This window comes from Dinghuibacter silviterrae (genome assembly GCF_004366355.1).
Classification (GTDB): Bacteria; Bacteroidota; Bacteroidia; order Chitinophagales; family Chitinophagaceae; genus Dinghuibacter; species Dinghuibacter silviterrae.
Map to the genome: position 1 here is coordinate 3,587,879 of NZ_SODV01000001.1, position 18,586 is coordinate 3,606,464.

Consider the following 18,586-nt stretch of genomic DNA (forward strand, 5'->3'; position numbering starts at 1 on the left):
TATTGGCAAATGAATAAGCGTTTACAATGTTGGATGATGGTCTTGATGGTTGCCCTTTCCGCCCCTCCGGCGGTCAGGGCCCAACTGACCATGCAGCCCCAACTGCCTTCCCAGGGGCTGATCCAGCAAAACCAGCTGTGGAACATCATGGTGCTCAACAACGGGGATGCGATCACCGGGGCCACGATTCAACTGACATTCCAGGAAGAAGGCACCGGCCGGAAAATCTTTACCGCGGTCACGAGCCCGGTGTACCTTGCCCGGGGCGCCAGCCAGCTCAGCGTAAAAGACATGGGCGCGGTGCAATACGACTACCTCTCTGCCTCCTACGGCAGCCAGGGCGCTTCGGCCGGTCTTTTGCCCATCGGTCGTTTTATCGTTTGCTACACCCTGTTTGAAGGCACGCCCAAAGGATCCTTTATGCTGGCGCAGGATTGTCTCCCGCTGGCGGTCGAACCCTTTAGCCCCCTCCGGCTGGCATACCCCGCGGACAAGTCCGAGGTCACGACGGCCAATCCCGTATTCAGCTGGATCCCGCCCGCCCCGGCCAATATGTTCAGCAACCTCAACTACAAGCTGATCGTTGCGGAAGTAAAACCCGGTCAGACCGCTACGGAGGCCCTTCAACGGAACGCTCCCCTGCTGGTACAGGTCGGCATCCGGGATGTGGCGATGACGTATCCGTCCACCTATACTTCCCTGCAACCGGGGAAGACCTACGCCTGGCAGGTCGTTGCCCAAAACGACAATACCTATTCATCCACCACGGACCCCTGGAGTTTTAGCCTGAGAAAGGACACGCTGTCGGTCGTGCTGGACTGGGCATCCTATCCGCACCTGCAAAGAGGACCTGCACCCAATCATTTTGTCGTCCGGCAGAAAATGAAATTTTCCTACGATAATGAAGCCAACGATTCTCTTCTGGCCGCCAACATATATGCGGACAGGGGCCAGGTACTGTATACAAAAAACATCGTCCTGAAAAGGGGCGTGAACTTTATAGACCTCGACCTGAGTAACGTCCGCGCGTTGACACCCGGGAGCGGCTACGTCCTCGAAATGGTCAACGGCAGAAAAGAAAATTGGGACCTGCGGTTTACCTACGAACCGCTTCAATAAATAACTCAATATCCGTCATGATAACCGTCCGTATCCAGAAATATTCAAAGGAAATAGCTGCGCTGCTGATCGCGCTCACGGTGTTGGAGTATGGGGGCGCTGCAATTGCGATGATCCCGGTGAACCGGGGGCCGCGCGGTGCGCGGAGCGCGGGTGTCGTGCCCGGCGCTGGGTTGGCTGTCCGCAACGCCGTCGGCGCAGGGGCGCCGCAGGTGCAAATGCTCGTCCCGGCAAACGCCGAGCCCGTGCCAAATGCGGCTCCCGCAGCCCGCGCCGCCGCGAAACGCGGCCCCGGCCCCGGCCAGCCCGAACAGCAAACCTTCCAGTCCGTCAATACCGACAACATGGTCGACCTGTTCTCCGGGGACTTTACCTACAATATCCCGTTGCTCGACCTGGACGGATACCCGGTGAACATCCACTACCGGAGCGGGATTTCCATGGACCAGGAGGCCAGTTGGGTCGGCCTGGGCTGGAACATCAACCCGGGGGCGATCAACCGGAACATGAGGGGCATACCTGATGATTTCGACGGGGATACCGTGATCAAAACACAGTCGGTCCGGACGAACTGGACCGCGGGTGTCAATTTGGGCGCCAGCCCGGAGTTCTTCGGACTGCCCGCCAGTGTGAGCCTGAACGCCGGTCTGTTCTACAACAACTACCGGGGCATCGGTTTTGAAACCGGGGGCGGCATCAATATTTCGCTAACGTCCGGTAAGGCCGCCCAAGGGGGGCTTGACGCCGGTGTCGGCATCAACCTGAACAACAATTCGCAGAACGGCTTTTCCATAGAACCTTCGTTTTTCCTGAACAGGACGCGTATGGAAAACCTCGTGGAAGGGGTCAACAACGGGTTTTCGGTGGGCGCCAGTTTTAGCACGCGAACCGGTTTAAAGGACCTGAACATTTCGACCAGCGGGTCCCGGTTGAACCTTGCCCAAACCGCGGACCAACGGCATGACCCGTCAGGGTTTAACGGGAGCATTAGTTTTGCCCATCAGTCGTACACCCCTACGATCAACTTACCTTACACCAGCTACCAGTTTAACTTTTCCGTGAAGCTGGGGGGCGAGGTGGATGGCCTCCATCCCCTGGGATCCATTGCGGGCTATTTTTCCAGCCAGGCCATCGACCGGCCGGATACGGTGGCGAACGTGGCCGCCCACGGGTATATGTATCTTCAAAACGGTTTGGCCGATCCGGGGAGCATGCTGGACTTTAACCGGCAAGCCAATTTGCCCGCCTACTGCGCCAATCCCCAGACGCCGAACCTGGCCATCCCCAATTACACCTACGACCTCTACTCCATCAGCGGGGAAGGAACGGGAGGGATGTTCCGGCCTTACCGCGGTGATATAGGCTATGTCCGTGACCCGGTCATGCATTCCAAGGCAGCTTCGGCGGGCGGGTCCATCGACCTGGGCGCGGGGGATGTCTTTCACGGTGGGATCGACGCCCGTTTTAGCTACACGACCACGACCTCGGGCGCATGGACGGACAACAACCTGCTGGCCGCCCAAAACGGGTTTACCCAGGCCGACAGTACGTACGAAAACGTCTATTTCAAGAACCCGTCCGAGAAGGCCATCAACGCGCAATCTTACTACGACAAACTGGGCGATACAAAGGTCCTGTTACCCGTCATGACGAACAGTGACGACCCAACGCTGACCACGATGATGCAAGGGTATGTCAATGACATCGCCAGCGGGCCGGCTATACCGGTGACCACGTCCGTGACAAAGACCTCCCGGGACAAAAGATCGCAGGTGATCAGCTTCCTGAACGCCGGCAACGCTTCGACCTACGGGCTGGACAATACCATCCACAGCTATCCCCTGAACCAATTCCCCCTGGCCAATTGCGGGATCCCTACGGGGGTCACTTCCGAAAGCCGGGTGAACTTTTTCCGGAAGGCGCATCATTTCTCCGAAATAACCGTGCTGAATACGGACGGCAAACGCTATGTCTATGGCCTGCCTGTGTACAACCTGGACCAGGAAGAGGTCAGCTTCTCCGTGAACAAAAGCGGGTCTTCGGGCAACCTGGTGAATTACCAGCCGATCGGAGACAACCATACCAGCAACCAGCAGGGTAAAGACCATTTCTACAGCCGTGAAACGATAAAACCTTATGCCAGTACCTTCCTGATCACGGGTCTTGTATCCCCCGATTATGTAGACAGAACGGGGGATGGAATCACCGACGACGACCAGGGCGATGCGGTGAAATTCAATTATACCAAACTGTATGGGGTCGATAACCCCTATCGCTGGCGCACCCCCTATTCCCGGGATTCCGCTACTTACCAGGAAGGGCTCAAGACAGACTACTCTGATGACAAGGGGAGCTACGTCTACGGGACTAAAGAGATCTGGTACATGAATTCGATCGTTACCAAAACGATGGTCGCCACGTTTACCCTCAACGATCCGGCCAAGAACGAGGTACGGCAGGACGGGTATGGCGTCATCGATGAAAACGGGGGGCTCGACCCCGGCCACGGCCTGCGTTACCTGAAGCAGATCGACCTGTATACGAAGGCGGACTATATGAATTACCTGGTCAAAGGGATCACCCCGACACCGGTAAAAACCGTCCACTTCGTTTACTCCTATACGTTATGTCCCGGGGCTCCCGGCTCCCTCAACGGACAGGGGAAGCTGACGCTGGACTCGATCTGGTTTAGTTACAACGGGAACGACAAGGGGCACCAGAATCCTTATGTTTTCCACTACCACCCCAACAACCCCCGCTACGACAACAGCGCCTACGACCGCTGGGGCAACTACAAGCAAGCGTCGTCCAACCCGGGAGGTCTTTCGAATATGGACTATCCCTATGCATTGCAGGACAGCGTGAATAACTGGGATAGCACCCAGGCGGCCAATGCCGTCGGGGCCTGGACCCTCGATTCGATCAAATTGCCCAGCACCGGTGGTCTTAAGATCGACTATGAGGCCGACGACTATGCTTATGTACAAAATAAACGCGCCACGGAAATGATGTCGATCGCGGGGTTTGCGCCCTCGTCGAGCTTTACCGGGGACGGACATCTTTTCAACGGCATCATCCAGGACTATGGATACGTATTCATACACGTCCCCAATGCGGTTCAAAACCGGACCGACGTCTATAACAAATACCTGCAGGGGATCAGCGAGATTTACTTCACGTATCGCGTAAAGATGCCGTCCGATGTATACGGGGGCGGTTTTGAGCATGTCGCCGTGTATGCGCAATACGATGATTACGGCGTAAATCCCTCCGATCCGCACATGATCTGGGTGCACATGAAGAGTGCGGAAGGCGGATTGGCCTATGTCAGCCCGCTGGCGAAAGCCGCCATCCAGGCCCTGCGCCTGAACCTGCCTTCCAAGGCATACCCGGGCTCTGACCTTGACGGGGCCTTTGACCCTATCGCCCTGGGCAAGGCTTTGATAGGCTATATCGTGAACTTTTCCGAGCTGATCACCAATTTCGCCACGCGGACACGCCTGGTGAGCAGCGCCTGTCTGACCGATCTTAGCAAATCCTTTGTGCGCCTGGACAATGCCGAATACCGGAAGTTCGGGGGCGGGCTCCGCGTAAAAAGGATCACCATCTGGGACAATTTCCACCGGATGACCGGTCAGCAAGACGCCTCTTATGGACAGGAGTACAGCTATACCACCACCGCGACGATCAATGGCGTACCGACGACCATCAGCAGCGGGGTAGCCGCGTGGGAACCCTCGATCGGCAATGAGGAAAATCCCTTCCGTACGCCGATCGAATACACGACCCAGGTATCTCCGCTGGCGCCGTCCAACAATATGTACACGGAAAACCCGCTGGGGGAAGGCTATTTCCCGGGCGCCGAGGTAGGGTACAGCAAGGTCCGGATCCATACGATCCATGGCCAGGTCGCCTCGGCCGGCGGGTACCAGGAGTCCCAGTTCTATACGACGTACGACTTTCCTACCCTGGTCGAACAGACACCGCTGGATCAGCGGCAGTTCAAACCGTCCTTTTTGTCCAACCTCTTTAAAATTGACGCCAAGAGTTACCTGGCCCAGACCCAGGGATTCAAGGTGGAGATCAACGACATGAACGGGAAACCCAAGTCGGTTTCTTCCTTCCCCGAGAACGATCCCTATAACCCCGTAAGCTATACGCAATACTATTACAAGACAGACAACGACAGCGCCGTGTTCAAACACCTCAACAACGAGGTAGCGGTGGTCGATGCTGCCAGCGGGCATATTAACCCGTCGGCACAGATCGGTAAGGACATAGAGGTGATGGTCGACCTCCGGGAGGAAAATACACAGACCAAGGGGATCGACCTGGAATTCAATACCGACGCTTTTGTGTTGGGCATCATCCCCCTGGACATCACGATGGTGTGGCCGTTTCCCCAGTGGGAGGCGGACAGGTACCGATCGGCGGCGACCATGAAGCTGGTGCAACGGTACGGCATCCTGGACAAGGTCTTGAACTATAACAAGGGAAGCCTGGTGACCACCCAGAATCTTGTGTATGACGGAGAGACCGGGGACGTAGTTCTGAGCAGCACCCAAAACGAGTTCAACGACCCTGTATATGACTTCCACTACCCGGCACACTGGGCCTACAGCGGCATGGAGCCCGCCTATAAAAATATCGGAGCAGTCTTTAGCAATGTGACCTTCAGGGCCGGCAAAATTCAGGCCCCCAATTATCCCAACATCGAACACTTTTTTGAAAGTGGAGACGAAGTCATCGTCACCAACGCGTACAATAAAACCGGGGTGCAGTCGGCGATCAATCCCTGTACCGGGGAGGGTATCTGTGCCGCGTCTCTTTGGAGCGGCACGCCCAATACGTATAAACTTTGGGCTATTTCGGCTTCCAAGATCCAAAACAACAAGGGGCTTACGGGGATCTATTTCATGGACCAGTTCGGGAACTTCTTTACCGGTATTTCCAACCCCACCAATCCCCTGACCATACAAATATTACGCTCAGGGAAACGGAACCTGCTCGGGGATAAGGTCGGGGACATCCAGTCTCTTGCCTCCCCCGTTCGGGTTGTCAATGGGCAATGGCAGTTGGTATTTGATGACCAGACCCGGATCATCAATACAACGGCCCAGACGTTTAGCGACTTCTGGAAAGTGCAGGACGCCAAGTTTGTCTTGTCCACCCAGGTAACGACCCGGACGCCCAACCTGAGGACCGCCTATATTTTCCCTGCTACCCTGGATCCGGAATTGACCATATCCAATGAATTTTATGGTGGCCGGCACCGGTATACGTACCCCGACAGGCCCTATTTCGAAGCAGCGCATATGGACAACGGGGGCTCCGGTAAGGCGCGCGAAATCGACCTGTACAGCTGGCTGAGACTCTCGATCCCCACTTCCCCGCAATCACCGGGTGATGTGAATTATATTCCGCCCGGAGCCGTGATTACCAAGGCCTGGATGTTCCTGCGTCCGCACCTGGCCGACCACACGGAAACGACGGGCCTCAACTCGGTATCCATCGGTCAAAAGAACCACAACGCCACCAACCCGCACTATCTTGACCACTATGCGGCACACAATTTCGAACTGGCACGGGTTACAGACACGCGTATCAATAGCCTGAACTTCGCTTCCACCGCAAACTGGCCCGAACTGCAACTGCAGGACGTCATCGACTACGGGGTGGCCAATACCGTTTCCCTGGATAAGACGCTCAAAGAAAATTCATACGAGGTGGATGTCACCACCCTGCTGCAGCAGATGATCGCCACCGGTGGGCCGACCGTATTGCGGCTCGGGCCCGTCACCGGGCAAACGGATCATTTCGACCGGCTTTGCTTCTGGGCATCGGATCAATGTTTGAGCACATTGGGGGGAGGGGGGTCGGCTGCCGCCGCGTCCGCAACCCCTGCCGTGTCTGCCGTAACCACCAACGCGGTTATTCCGCCCCGCCGGGTGCCCCCGCCGCGTCGTCCGTTCCCCCCCCCACCGCCGCCGCCGCCACCACCATCTCCCTGTCAGGCCTATAACGAACCCGGTGGATATACCGGGCCCGGAGGCACAGGCTATTGCGGTCTGACAAAAAATCCGCAAGCCTCCTGCCCTGTGGGGCCTTACATCAAGGTCACCTATCTCTACTGTGAGCCGGGAACAACGCAGCAGACCGTTTGCGACACCACCTACTGTATAAAGACGAGCAGCCTGGATACCTGTCTCTCCAATATCACGGACACGACGGTCAATCCCTACCGGTTTGGCATTTTGGGTAACTGGAGGACGCAAAAGGCTTATACGTATGTCGACAACCGGAAACAAACGGATTTTAGCCAGCACACGGATATCCGGAACGACGGCACCATGATCAACTATCTGCCGTATTGGAGCTTTACCAGCGCCAAGATGTCGCCGGCCACGGATACGGTCAAGTGGATATGGTCCGTGGAAACCACCTTGTTTAACAAGCGGGGTTTGCAACAGGAAAGCCGGAACGCGCTCGGGATCTATAATGCGGTACAGTATGGCTTTAACCAAAGCCTTCCGCTGGCCGTGATACAAAATGCCGCCTATAAGCAGGCAGCCTACGACGGCTTCGAGGACTATAATTTTGGCGCGGCCCAGTCCTGTAACCGTTGCATCATCCCGCGCCACCTGGTCATAGACAGCGCCGCCACCAACATTACGTCGGCGGAAGCCCATACCGGGAAATACAGCATGTTCATCGGGCCCGGGCACGCCGCTACGGCCACCTGTTCCGTCACCGCCGATCCCGATTCCGCGGGTATGCTCACGATGAAGCTGGATACGACGATCCTTCCGATGTACCGGATCACCACCTTTGGCTTCGGTTTGGCCGATACGTTTTATAATTACAGTTCCATAGCGCCCTACTACGGAGACAACTATGGCCTGGATAATTACAACTACAGCAACGGGCCTTCCCAGGCTTTTCCGGGGGGCGGCAACGTCGACTACGACAGCCGTTCCAGAAACCCGATCACGACCATTGGGAACAAGACGTACAGGACATACTACCGGGTGGTCTGGCAGGGTGCCCTGATGACACCGGCCGATTTGTTGAACGTTTATTTCCGGGTGTCGGTGACCAATTCGTTCAAAATGTGGATCAATGATTCGCTGGTCTTCAACCTCTACGCCAACGATCCTACACAATACGACGGATCTAACGCCGGCGCCTTTGTATACGCGGGTCCTTACAACTTCCGCCGCAGCAAGATATACCGGATCCGGATCGAACACGAGGCCGGACAGCAGGGTGGGCTGGCCCATCTCTATATGGGGAGCAGCCCTTCGGGTCCTTTCAGTGCCATTCCGACCTTCTACTTGTATACTTCGGTAGCGGCGGCCCAGCGGATGATTCATACCACGCTGACGCCTTGTATAGATACGAATGGAGTAACCGCCCAAAACGTTTTGTACAAGGAATTGTCGCCGTCCGTCGGCTCCCAGCTCCTGGTCAGCACCTGGGTCAAGGAGCAACAAGACTGCCATTGTAAGACCTATACCCATGGTTCCCTTGCCGTGTATTTCTCGGACGTCAACGGAAACCCTGTGAATAACTACAACCCTGTGATTGTATACCCCTCCGGGAATATCATCGACGGGTGGCAACGGATAGAGGATGTGGTGACCGTTCCCGCCGGATCCGTCTTTATGCGTGTCGTCCTGTCGAACTACACGTTTGACGGGTATACGGGAACCGTATACTTTGACGACCTCCGTATACAGCCCTTCAACGGGGAAATGAAGAGTTATGTGTATGACGACGCTTCGCTGCGGCTGATGGCGCAGCTGGATGAAAACAACTATGCGACCTTTTTCGAATACAATGACGACGGCACGCTCATACGGGTAAAGAAAGAAACGGAACAGGGTATAAAAACCATCAAGGAAACGAGGAGTGCCCTTGTCAAGGATATTCCATAAACCATTCACTTTAAGACCATACATATGAAAACAGGTTTTTTTATCATGGCTCTTGCCCTTGTTGGGTTGTCCGCCACCGCGCAGGTACAGACCCAGATCGTCGGCGACAGCGTACACATCCATAGCAATACGGGAACGGGGGAATTGCGGCTGGAAAACAGCACCGATACCATTCCGGGGTTCCTGTTCAATACCGGTGCGGGCCGTACCCAGTTCAAACGGGGGCTGACCCGGATCGACGACACTACCTACCTGGTCGGGGCGGATACGCTGCACATCCACGCGGCGAGCGCGCCCACCATAACACCCACACTGGCCAGCGTCCTTACCGCCGGAAACCAGGCCATCGCCGGGACGACCACTGCGCCGCCGATCGTGATGACCGCCGGTCCGATCACGACGACGCCCGTGAAAGGAGCCGTCGAGTATGATGGGGTGGGGTTTTACATCACGGATTCCCTGGGGATACGACACGACCTTACCCAGACGAACCGGGTGTTCAAGATCTATACCCGGGATTATAGTCAAACGGACAGTACCCTTACCTATACCCTCACCAACTGGAACGCGACCTACGTCAGCAACCCGGACTACGCCCGCAACATTTCTTCGGTGATCTGGTTCGAGACTACCGTTCCGGGCGGGACCAACGCCGGTACGGTGATCACGGGGTCCCTGGCGGGTCAGACGATCTACACGCTGACGGTAACGGAGGATACGCAAAACGATGCCTATGTCATCGGGGAGTGTGTCGTCAACCAGGACATCAAGTATCCCAACCTGTACTATGTCCGGGGCGCCACTGAGACCATCAACGGCGCGGGTGTGGTCACCACGACGAACACCGCCTACCGGATGTACCCCGAGACCTTTACGAACCCTACGCTGACGTTTACGATCTCCGGTTTGTCGGACAATTCCCTGATCCGTACGGGTGCCACCTATACGGTCGACAAGAAACAACAAGGTGACTGGCAGTATTAACCCTTCATTTACCATGACCAGATTCATTCTCATAGCCTTTTTCATGGCATCTGCCTGCAGTGCGGCGGCCCAGGATGCGGCCCAAACCAAGGCCCTCAAAGAGATCAGCCTGGTGGGGGACCGTTTCCGGCCCGAACCCGGGGCCTTTGTCAGCTGCAATGTGGACTATACTTACGCACTGGCGTCCGATCCATCGCATACGCTGGATTCCCTGACCGGTGTTTACCGGCTTTGGGGGAGTACCCGTTTTACGCGGATAGGGCATACCGAGACCCTTCAGGACGACAGCACGGTGGTCGTCGCCTATCATGACGACCATGTGCTGATGGCCGGGCCCTACATACCTGGTGCGTCCGCCGGCAAGGATATGTTTTTCGGCAGCCTGGATACCGCTGTGTTGGCAAAGGCCGACATTTCACTGACCAAGGGCGCGATCACGATCCGCTTCCCGGATTCCACCCGGCACTACAACTGCACCCTTGTCTATGACCCTTCCACGCATATCCCTAAAAGCATGACCTATGTCATGCCTGCATCGCCTTCGGGACCGGCGTTGGTGACCATGCGCTTTTCTGCCTACAGCAGGGCGCCCCTGGACACAGCCTCCCTCAACGTACGGACCTATATCAAAGTCGGTATGGATGGAAAGGCACAGGCACAGCCGGCCTTTTCTGGTTACCGTTTCATACAGACAGCCAACTTCCCTGTAAGCATCAATTAACGGAGTTATGAAGATCAAGTCATTCTTACTGTGCATAGCGTTGATGGCCTTTCTGGCCACCCGGGCCCAGGTGAATTTCCAGTTCCCGGGCATGCAGGCCCAGACGGCCCCGATCACCGGCGGCCCCCAGGTGGGGGACACGGCCGTGGCTTCGGACGCGGAATACATCGCCGACTATGTCAACAAGACGAGTTTGATTGACTCGGCCTTTATCAAAAATATCGTCACCTTCCGGTTGAACGAGGCGCTGCCGTTTGTTATTTCAAAACCGTTTACGGCAGTGCTTACGTATAAAGTGTATTTCACCGGGAAGGATGGCAAAACTTATGACTCTGTTGGCAATACCCTGACGCTTACCATACACTATGACACAGCCCGGGCCGCCACTTACCCGGTATCCAACAGCCTCGTTTTTTACAACGGCTACCAGGTGAAGGTCAAAGTGATCGGGATCACCGGGGCCGACGCTTCCGTCCTCCCACTCCTGGAGGTAGACAACACCGTACAGTACCGGAACTACTATAAGTTTGACTGTAGCAATTCTGCAGTAACGCAGTTGAATATAACACAACCGGCCACTGCGGTTGGTTCCATACCCGACGAATTACCGGTACATTGGGCCGCTGTTCCCGGTGTAACAGGCTATGACCTGGAATGGACGTATATCGACTCCTCTGCATACCTCAGCGGCCGTTACGGACAGCCGGGAACGCAGACATTTTACCAGAATATATTTACCAACAACGCGACCCGGGTTAATCTTGCAGACACGTCGACCGGCTACGCGATCCCCCTTATTTTCGAGAAGCAGGGTATCCTTTTTATGAGGGTCCGGTCGGTGGAAACCCTGCCCAGCGGTCCCCGCATGGAATCGGACTGGAAGGCCTACAATACCTTTGGGTTTTCCGGTCACCAGACCAACCTGAACTGGCAGTCCACGACGAGTTTTGCGGAAGGTGGCAGGAAACTGTCCAAGGTGCGCTATTTCGACGGATCTTTCAGGGAGCGGCAAGCCGTGGCAAAAGACAATACGACCCAGACCACGATCGTCTCCGAGAATTTCTACGACTACCAGGGCCGGATCCAGATCAAAGTAATGGATGCGCCAACCATCAATACGCTGATCGAATATACCCCCCAGTTTAATAATGTCAATAATGGGGAGTACGACAAAAGCCACTACGACCGGCCGCTGTCGGTGTATACCTGCAATGCCCATGCGGATAGTATGAGCAGTATGCAAAGCGGTGCCGCTATGTATTATTCGCCCAATAACCCCGAACGGGCGAACGCCTATAACCAATGGATACCCGATGCCCAGGGGTATCCTTTTTCGGAGACCAAATACCTCGACGACAATACAGGCCGTTTGGCGGCCCAGGGCGGGTTAGGACCCCATCATCAATTGGGGAGCGGGCACGAATCCCTGTATTATTTCGGTAACCCCGACCAGACAGAGCTGGATGGGCTTTTCGGGACCGAAGCCGGTTATGCCAGCCACTATTTGAAAAACCTGATCCGGGATGCCAACGGGCAATACATGATCACCTATATCGACATACATGGCCATACGGTGGCGACGGCGCTGGCGGGTAATGTCCCGGACAGCATCAAGCTGGACAACCTGCCGAACCGGAAAGACAGTGTACTGACAAAGACGATGACGGACAGCACGAACAATATTGTCCGGGACCTGACCACCGAGTCCTCCAAAAGCCTGATGCTGACCCAGGCCGACAATGTCGTCTTCAATTATACGTTGCCGCCGTCCGTCCTGACACTGAAAAATTGCAACGGACAACCGGTGAACTATCCCTGTTTGTACGACCTCGTGATCACCGTTACCGATGATTGTAAGAACCAAAAGACGGGTGGCCAACCTTTTGTATACAGCCGTCAGGGCATCTCTGCGGCCACCCCGGTCAGCTTCACGGTATCCCTGCCGGAGGGCAGCTATATGGTCACCAAAAGGCTTAGCATCAACCAGGCCACCCTCAATTATTACGCGGATACGCTTTTCCTTCAAAATAACCTCTGCCGGTCGCTGACCAGCTTTGTGAACGCGTATATCGACAGCTTCAAGGTGACCCACCCGGGTTGCGGCAATACCGATTGCGGATCCTGTCTGGCCGCCCTGGGCACCTATGCCAGTTTCCGGGCGTCCTTCATCGCCCAAAACGGCTGGACCGGCATGACCATTACCGCCGCCATGGAATCGACCATCCAGACGGAATATAACCGCCAGGTCGCCAATTGCAACCTGCTTTGTCCGAAAACGGCCAACCACATCGACGAGGTCACCAGCGATATGCAGCAGGATATGACCCCGCCCTTCGGACAATACGCCGATTCCACCAAGATCGATGCGTGGTCGATATTCCGTACTGTATTGATCAGGGTGCCCCCTTTCAGGTTCCGCATAGCGCAGTTTTATCAGGAGGACACGATTCATTACCTGGATGAGAACGGTCAGTTGGACCACGTCTATATCAATGGGGTGGCGACCTTGCCGAACAACCTGACAAGGGCACAATTCGTCGACAACTTTAAACCTTCCTGGGCGAACGCGTTGCTAAAGTGTCACCCCGAATACGCCCGCCTGCAATACCTCATCAGAACCGTCAGCCGGGCCAGCTATGACTGGGACAACGACTTCAGCGGTACGACGACCTTTAGCGCCGCCTATGCGAAAGGATACCTGAACCCTACGGGCAATCCGGGCTTTGTACACCTCTTCAGCGACATGTCGTTCCCGATCAACGCCCACCCGCCCATCGTGGACAGCTTCTTTATCCGGGACAAGCCCCAGCTTTCCAATATGAACGCGAACATGCAGCGGTATTATTTCCGGCCCAGGGTGGACACGGCTTCGATCTGGGGTCTGGCGTCCGGGACCGGTTTTTGCAACCCGAACGACAAAGCCTGTGCCTTGTCCAATAAATATTTCCCCTTTTCGGACACCTCTTCCTGTAAAGGGAGTGCGGATATGGCCTGGAAGTCCTTTATGAGTCTCTACGAGACCAGGAAGCAGCAGATCATCCAGTCTTTGATATTGGCGTTGTACCCGATGCCGGGCACGTTGGAGACCGACTTCCAGACCGGTGTCCATACGTCCGAATTTGAGACAAATACCTCCACGATCATCAGCGACAGCCTGGGCATCAATTCTACCGACACCACCCAGGCCGGGTTGGCCAAAAGCAAGGCGGCGATTGCCGCGCAGATCAGCGGATCGGCGAACAGTTGTGCCGCCTATGCCAGCGTCTGGTGGAGCCAGCTTGCCTCCTGTACAACGGCAAAACTCCTGCCGGACTCGGCTGCCATCATCAACGCCCTTGTGACGGTATGCCAAAAGGGGACCGACGCCAACCACCCGAACGGCGCCAGTTCGATCGCGCCCGGTACCACCAATAATTTCCAGAGCTTCGACGACGTCATCGCCTATTATGTACACCAATACAACCAAACCCACAGCGACGCCATCAGCACTGTGGCCTGTAACGGGGAGTTGATCCTATATCCTCAAAGCTACAGTGCCCCCAGTTCCCAACAGAACGTTCTGATATACGCAAAACCAGACTCCTGCCAGTGTTCGCGGGTGACGTCGCTCTATTCTTCGTATCAGGCGTTGTCTTCTTTTTATACCTCCTTTAGCGACTATGTTCAAAAGAACCTGGGCGTGTCTATATCGGAGGGTACTTTGGATTCGCTCCGGTCCTTGTGCAGCGGGCAGATCTCCTGTGTCTACCTGGCCCACCCGATCAGCATACCACCGGCCCTGCAATGCGGTTATACGTCCTCGTGTGTCAATTGCGCGGCCTTCCAGAAGTGGGTGGATTCCTTCCACGTGGCCTACCCGGACATCAATCCCTCCAGCGATTTCACCGACAGCCTGCAGGTCCAGAAGAACCAGCTCTTCACCGCGTATATGAACAACAAGCTTGGTTTTTCCAAGACGTACGATGCTTACCTGGCGTTCATCGACACTTGCGGCCTGATGTCCCCGTCACCCGCGCAATGCGCTTCTTTGCAATGGACGGTATACAACCCGGGCACCGGGCTTTATGTAGACGCAGACTTGTACAATGCGGCGATCGACAACCTCCAGCCTGCTGCCCAGTTCTTTACCGGGAGTGCCTTCCAGGGCCCTTCCAGCTCCGTGGCCGGTGACTATGTCCTGGTGGACAAGGTCGATAACATCCCCGTCCAGGACAGCGTCGTCGTGATGCAGTGGCGGATAAAACCCGCTTCCCCGACGGATGTGGTCAACCCTGTTATCGAGACCGGCAACAACACCTATATGGGCGCAGTGTGGGCAAAAGATCCGGCCGATACGACCTGGCTGATCTCCCAAACGACGGTCCGTGTGAGCGGGGGATACGTCAACGGGATGGGGCTTCAGTCCAACAGCCACGGCCTGCTGGCCAGTTGGGTAAAAGTGCTCGACGCGTCTACCTCCGCGGTGCTGTTCTCCAGCTACTTCCCCGAGTCGGCCGCCTGCGCGGGCGCCATCACCAATACGACGACAACCCTTTGCCCCGACCCGACACCTCCTATCCCGTATATGCCGCCAACGGCGCCGTCCCCTTGTGCGGATAGCACCAACTGGGCGACCAGCCGGGCCATGAATGTCTATAACTATTACTCGGACTCCGTACAAGGCAGCTTCCAGAACGCTTATATCGGGCTTTGCCTCCGGGCTACCCAAAAAGAAAGCTTTACCGCTACGCAATCCATCGACGAATACCAGTATACCTTGTATTACTACGACCAGGCCGGTAACTTGGTCAAAACGGTACCGCCTGCCGGGGTGGCGCGGAACTATGACCCCACCTGGCTCAAACAGGTGGACCTGGCAAGGGCCAACGGCCAGGCGCTGACGCCCGCCCATACACTCATCACCCAGTACCGGTACAACACGGTCAACAAAATGACCACCAGCCAGACGCCGGACGAAGGAACCGCCGCCTTTTGGTACGACCGGGAACAACGGGGCGTGTTGAATCAAAATGCCAAACAACGCGTGGAAGGGAACAATTATAGTTATAATATTTACGACGCTCTTGACCGGAAGATCGAAACCGGGCAAATCAACAACGCGTCCGGGGCCGTGGCGGCCACCGTAACCCAGACACCCGTGTCGTTACAACGGTGGCTGGCGAACAACACCGCCAACCGGTATATGGTGACGACCACCGTATACGACCAGGCGGGACCGTCTTCGATCGGTCCGTGGCTGACCCAGGATCCGTCAACGCTGCGCAACCGGGTATCGTATAAAACCATGGCCCCGGGCCAAAGCGGCGTACAGCCCTTGTATACGACCTACTATAGTTACGACATCGACGGCAATATAAAAAGCGTCCTCCAAGACTACGGAACGACGGGGCCCATGCCCGCCAGCGGTCAGCGGTACAAACGGGTCGATTACCAATACGACCTTATCTGCGGGCGTATCGATGCGGTTCTTTACCAGGTCGGTAAACCGGACGCCTATATGCAGTTCAACCTGTACGATGCCGGGAACCGCGTGACGGATGTGTTCACCTCGTCGGACTCGGTCACGATCGAACACGAGGCCAACTACAGCTATTACAAACACGGACAGGTTGCCCGCTACCTGTTGGGCGAAAACCAGGTGCAGGGGGTAGACGTCGCCTTCACCCTCCAGGGATGGCTCAAAGGGATCAACAGCACCAGCCTGAATCCCGCCGCCGATATGGGCGCGGACGGCGCCGGTACCAACCAGGCGACCCGGTATGTCGGCCAGGATGCGTTCGGGTTAAGCATGAACTACTTTGACGGAGATTATGCATCCATTACAAACACTGCCGTGTTCAACGGCTGGAAACAGGCCCTGGGCGCTGCTTACAAACCGTTGTATAACGGGAACATCAGCAGCAGTGCCCTAAATATCGGTGCCTTTAACAGCGCCAGGATGTATGCCTATACCTATGACCAGCTGAACCGGATCACGGCCATGGACGTATCGACGGGTAGTGCCCCCGGTACGGGGACCAACCTTTGGGACAATGGGCTGACCGGTACGGGCGAATACAAGGAGCGCGTCGCGTATGACGCCAACGGCAATATCCTCCGGTACTTCCGCAATGGGTATGGCAATACGCTGGGGATGGATAGCCTGGTCTATGCCTATACACCCGGGACGAATCGCCTGGACCATATCCATGATTCCGTCCCGGCGGGCAATTATCCCAATGATATAGACAACCAGGTTCCGCTCAACTACGGCTATGACGCCATAGGCGATTTGACCAGCGACCGCCAGTCCCAGATCAACGCAATCACCTGGACGGTCTATGGCAAAATAGCCACGATCCAGAAGACCACGGGGACGATCAGTTATCAATACGATGCCGCACTCCACCGGATCGGCAAGAGTTCCCTTGGCACCAATACCTGGTACGTCACCGACGCCATGGGTGAGGTACTGGCCGTGTACAGCGGCAACGGTATGGCGCGGCAGGAGCAATATATGTATGGCCGCCGCCGCCTGGGTGTCATCGACAATCCCGCCGGGGGCACGGGTACGAGCCAGTACCTCGGCAGTAAGCTGGGGACGGGTACCGTCTTTAGCTTTATAAGGGGGAATAAACGCTTTGAATTGTCCAACCAACTGGGGAACGTCCTCGTCACGGTCTCCGACCGGAAGCTGGCCGTGCCGGGGCCCGATGGCAGCACCGTGGCCTACTATCAGCCGCTGGTCATCAATGCCCAGGACTATTATCCCTTCGGCAGCCTGATGCCCGGCCGGAATATGGCCTTGACCGGCACGGGTCTTTACCGGTATGGTTTTAACGGCAAGGAGAACGACAATGACGTCAAGGGTGAAGGGGACCAGCAGGACTATGGTATGCGGATCTATGACCCGAGGGTGGGGCGTTTCCTCAGCGGAGACCCGATGGCGGCCCAGTTCCCAGACCTGTCGCCTTACCAGTTCGCCAGCAACCGGCCCATACAAGGGGTGGACCTGGATGGTCTGGAATTCTTCTGGGATGCCAAAAGGTACGGGGGGGCACAACCCATGTACCTATTCGATCATAATTTTTCCCTTGCCAACGAGAAATTCACCTGGAAAGTCTTTCAACCGCAACTGGGCAAAGACAATATAGACGACCAGGAGTACATCGAAAAAGCATTTGATGTAGAAGAGGAAAACGAGTTGGAAGACCCCCCGGGTGCAAAAGCGGAAAATAATCCCAGTGACCCGAAAAGCCAATGGAGAGAATGGAGCGAACAAAGGGAAAAGGTAGACGGCGTAGGAGATGGTATAGGGCTGGCCATATCCATTTTCAAGGAGACCAATAAGCTCATCAAGATCTGGGGTCATATGGATTTGTTTCAAAAGGCTTCGGGAAGCCTGATTGCTGTCGCCCAGGCGGAAGTATTGGTCACCAATGCGATCGAGTCGAAGGGCTTCCCCAGCAAATTCAGAAACGATCCCGCTGATAACAAGCTCAACCGGGAATTGCTGGGTAACCTTGCCAACTACCTGGTGACCGGGGAACCGCCCATTGATTACCCGCAGGATTACCAGGACCTGATCAAGGCATGGGGGAATCTGCTTCTGAAAAAGCAGGATGCGATCAATAAGAAGAATGATTCACCCGGTTATGACTTTAGTAAGGAGAAAACGGTGTTCATCACCGTTAGACAGGCCGATGGTGTAACAAAGCAAATCGCGTTGCCCAATTCACCCGATCCGGATTTGTTAGACGCATATAAAAAACTGGAGGCCATCAGCTCCGGTGAATTGCATAGCAAGAACAACGAAGTCCACGTGAAGGCGACGCCGCAATGGTAA

The 18,586-nt window shown here is 55.8% G+C and carries 5 protein-coding genes; all 5 read left to right on the plus strand.

Annotated elements, in window-relative coordinates:
- The first annotated feature begins 9 nt into the window (after positions 1-9).
- From EDB95_RS15430 to EDB95_RS15450, 5 genes are read left to right on the plus strand one after another with little or no spacing between them, the layout of a single operon-like run.
- On the plus strand, positions 10-1,119 hold the full coding sequence (locus tag EDB95_RS15430; protein WP_133994699.1) for a hypothetical protein: 1,110 nt from the start codon (positions 10-12) through the stop codon (positions 1,117-1,119).
- Between the two features lie 17 nt (positions 1,120-1,136).
- Entirely contained in the window at positions 1,137-9,056 is a 7,920-nt protein-coding gene (locus tag EDB95_RS15435; protein ID WP_133994700.1) for a hypothetical protein, read from the plus strand.
- Positions 9,057-9,080: 24 nt separating this feature from the next.
- A complete protein-coding gene (locus EDB95_RS15440; protein ID WP_133994701.1) occupies positions 9,081-10,040 on the plus strand; it encodes a hypothetical protein in 960 nt (319 codons plus the stop codon).
- Positions 10,041-10,053: 13 nt separating this feature from the next.
- Entirely contained in the window at positions 10,054-10,761 is a 708-nt protein-coding gene (locus EDB95_RS15445) for a hypothetical protein (protein ID WP_133994702.1), read from the plus strand.
- A 7-nt stretch (positions 10,762-10,768) separates the two neighbouring features.
- Positions 10,769-18,586, plus strand: a complete 7,818-nt coding sequence (locus tag EDB95_RS15450) for an RHS repeat domain-containing protein (RefSeq protein WP_133994703.1) — start codon at positions 10,769-10,771, stop codon at positions 18,584-18,586.

Coding starts and splice junctions, on each gene's coding strand:
- EDB95_RS15430 (WP_133994699.1), top strand. CDS start 10: ATGAATAAGCGTTTACAATGTTGGATGATGGTCTTGATGGTTGCCCTT.
- EDB95_RS15445 (WP_133994702.1), top strand. CDS start 10,054: ATGACCAGATTCATTCTCATAGCCTTTTTCATGGCATCTGCCTGCAGT.
- EDB95_RS15450 (WP_133994703.1), top strand. CDS start 10,769: ATGAAGATCAAGTCATTCTTACTGTGCATAGCGTTGATGGCCTTTCTG.
- EDB95_RS15435 (WP_133994700.1), top strand. CDS start 1,137: ATGATAACCGTCCGTATCCAGAAATATTCAAAGGAAATAGCTGCGCTG.
- EDB95_RS15440 (WP_133994701.1), top strand. CDS start 9,081: ATGAAAACAGGTTTTTTTATCATGGCTCTTGCCCTTGTTGGGTTGTCC.